This is a genomic window from Desulfosarcina sp., assembly GCF_033791525.1.
In the GTDB taxonomy this organism is placed as follows: domain Bacteria; phylum Desulfobacterota; class Desulfobacteria; order Desulfobacterales; family Desulfosarcinaceae; genus Desulfosarcina.
In genome coordinates this window covers 1-2,568 of the sequence record NZ_JASJGN010000126.1, presented here as the reverse complement: position 1 = coordinate 2,568, position 2,568 = coordinate 1, and the positions used below count along the sequence as shown (strand labels likewise).

General features: G+C 54.0%; 3 protein-coding genes. 2 read left to right on the top strand and 1 reads right to left on the bottom strand.

What is annotated here, in order from left to right; all coding sequences use genetic code 11:
- The coding region (locus tag QNK41_RS06010) for a hypothetical protein (RefSeq protein WP_319254775.1) at positions 1 to 727 on the bottom strand (727 nt) is incomplete at its 3' end.
- A gap of 407 nt (positions 728 to 1,134) precedes the next feature.
- On the opposite strand from QNK41_RS06010, the gene QNK41_RS06005 reads away from it, so the two are divergent.
- Positions 1,135 to 1,416, top strand: a complete 282-nt coding sequence (locus tag QNK41_RS06005) for a DUF5818 domain-containing protein (protein WP_319254773.1) — start codon at positions 1,135 to 1,137, stop codon at positions 1,414 to 1,416.
- Positions 1,417 to 1,755: 339 nt separating this feature from the next.
- A partial coding sequence (locus QNK41_RS06000) for an aldehyde dehydrogenase family protein (RefSeq protein ID WP_319254771.1) occupies positions 1,756 to 2,568 on the top strand: 813 nt, incomplete at its 3' end.

Sequence of the window (2,568 nt, the reverse complement as noted above, 5' to 3'; positions counted from 1 at the left end):
TGTGGGTGTAAAGATTCTCGGTATTGTTTTGACAAATAGTGAACGCTTTGCGCGATAATCCAAACTGCCCCGGTGCTATCGATTGGATCTCCAGGTCCACAGCCCCCAGATGGTTGGAGAATATGGCGCCGGAGGCTCTGTACTTCACGCTGCGGCCTGATTCTGCAGTAAATCGGCAGATCGCCCGGTACTCTTTTGCCAGGCGATGAACCAAGAAAGCAGATATTCCGGTCGGCGACAGCGGCGGATAGCTCTCATTCGGGCTGATGATGGCCGCATAGCAATTGTCCATTTCGTTCATTTCGAAGAGATAGTCGGTAATATCCCGGCAATAGCGATGATAAGCGTCCGCATGGTCTTCTTGCAACTGCGGGACGAACATCAGGCGGACCTGAATGTCTTCCACCGACAGTCTCACCTTGTTTTCAAACCCGATTTTTTTCCTGAGCAGATCCAACATCTCCGTCCGCTGGCCCAGCTGAAGTCGGATGTGCTGCTCTACCTCAACATCCGGATCAGCGGCAAAGTCCCGAAATACCAGCAAAGGGCCTTCCCGTTCCGCCATATGGGGGATGGTCGAGACCAACTCCAGGTCATCCTGCAAGGTTGCGGAAGCAATCTGGACCGGAGAGAGCATCCAGCCGGCCAGCCCCATGACGCCCAGGCGCATCACCTGACGCCGGGTCATCCCTCTGCTCTGCATCAATCCTGTGTTCGCTGGTTCCATGAATCTGCTATCGGCATTTTTTACTGATCCCTTAGTTAAGATCCGCTGGCATGAACTGATCCAACGTCTATTTTCTGCATGCCTCGTTTACCAGCACATTTTTCATGCCCATTGCAGGATGAGCAGGTCGCTGGCACCCTGTCGATGTGCAATTTTGGGCCATCGGGTGCAAAATTCGAAACGGCTTGGGACCACACCGATTTATCAAAAAGTTCAACACACTGTATAAAAACCTATAGTTATTCGGTTGGCACACCCATTGCTCAACAACTAAGCACAACACACCGTCGGTCGGTTCCAAGATGCTGGAGGTTCAGCATTGGGTGTGTTCAACAAGGGGGGGGCGTTTTAGTCTCCCACGGGCAAAAGCGGGGTCAACAAACCAAAATTCAAGGGAGGGAATCGTTATGAAGACATCAAGAAAAAACATCGTTGCAGGACTTGTTGCCGCTATGTTCCTGGTTGTGGCCACTGCCGGGCTGGCTGTGGCGGGAGACAGCATCGTCGGCACCATCGCTGAAAAGGGTGAAGTCATCGTGCTCGACGCTGCTGACGGCACCTACATTCTCGAAGGCAGCGACATGACTCCCGAAATGGTCGGCAAGAAGGTGAAGGTGACCGGAACCGTCGCGGAGAAAGGAAACATGAAAGTAATCAGTGTGATTTCCATGGAGGAGGTAACTGAATAAGGGTTCTACATAATAAAGTGCAGCCCTGGCGATAAAGCACTGCGGGGTTGCCAATTGCAGTCAGTCACCTGTATCCGGGGATGGACCCCGACCGGATGCGGCACAGTTGAATCAAAGAAGACAGGCAGGGAAGATCGCTGAAAAGTGGTTTTCCCTGCCTTTTTTCGTACGGATCGCTTTCACCTATCCTTGCATACGGTCTCTTTAGCGTTACCTTAAACGTGAGAACCTGGTTGGGTTATGCCTCGCTATGCCTTTCTTGTCATAAAAAGGGCGCTATGTTAGCCGATGACCGCAACCAGGATTATTAAAAGATTTAGCGCAAAGGAGTGGATATCGATGTCCAATGCTATTTTTTCCATAGACCCGCCGGCCAATGAACCGGTCCTTGAATACCGGCCCGGCAGCGATGAGCGAGGCCGCATTAAAGACGAATTGCAGCGGCTCAGGAACACGAAGATGGAAATTCCACTGATCATCGGCGGGAAGCCCGTGAAAACCGGCAACCTCCGTCGATGCATCATCCCCCACGACCATGGACACCAGCTGGCCATTTTTCACCAGGCCGGCAAGAAAGAAGTGTCAATGGCCATCGAGGCAGCCGCGTCCGCGGCCGGGGAGTGGGCGGCCATGGACTGGGACGACCGACTGGCCATTTTCTCCCGGGCAGCCGATCTCATCGCCGGCCCCCGGCGCATGACTCTCAACGCAGCCACCATGCTTGGCCAGGGCAAGAACATTCATCAGGCGGAAATCGATTCTGCATGTGAAATCATCGACTTTCTTCGTTTCAATGCCTTCTACGCCACCCAGATTTACCGGCAGCAGCCCCGGTCCGGCCCGGCCGAATGGAATCACCTGGAATACCGCCCTTTAGAGGGCTTCGTTTTTGCCGTCACCCCCTTCAATTTCACTGCCATCGGCGGAAATCTGCCGTCGGCACCGGCCATGCTGGGCAACACCGTGTTGTGGAAACCGGCATCCTCGGCCGTATATTCCGCCTGGATGCTCATGAAGACATTTATGGAAGCCGGGCTGCCGCCGGGAGTGATCAATTTCATCCCGGGGTCCGGTGCCCAGGTGGGCAATCCCGTTCTGGCCAGCCCGGATCTGGCAGGCATTCACTTCACCGGATCCACAACGGTTTTTCAG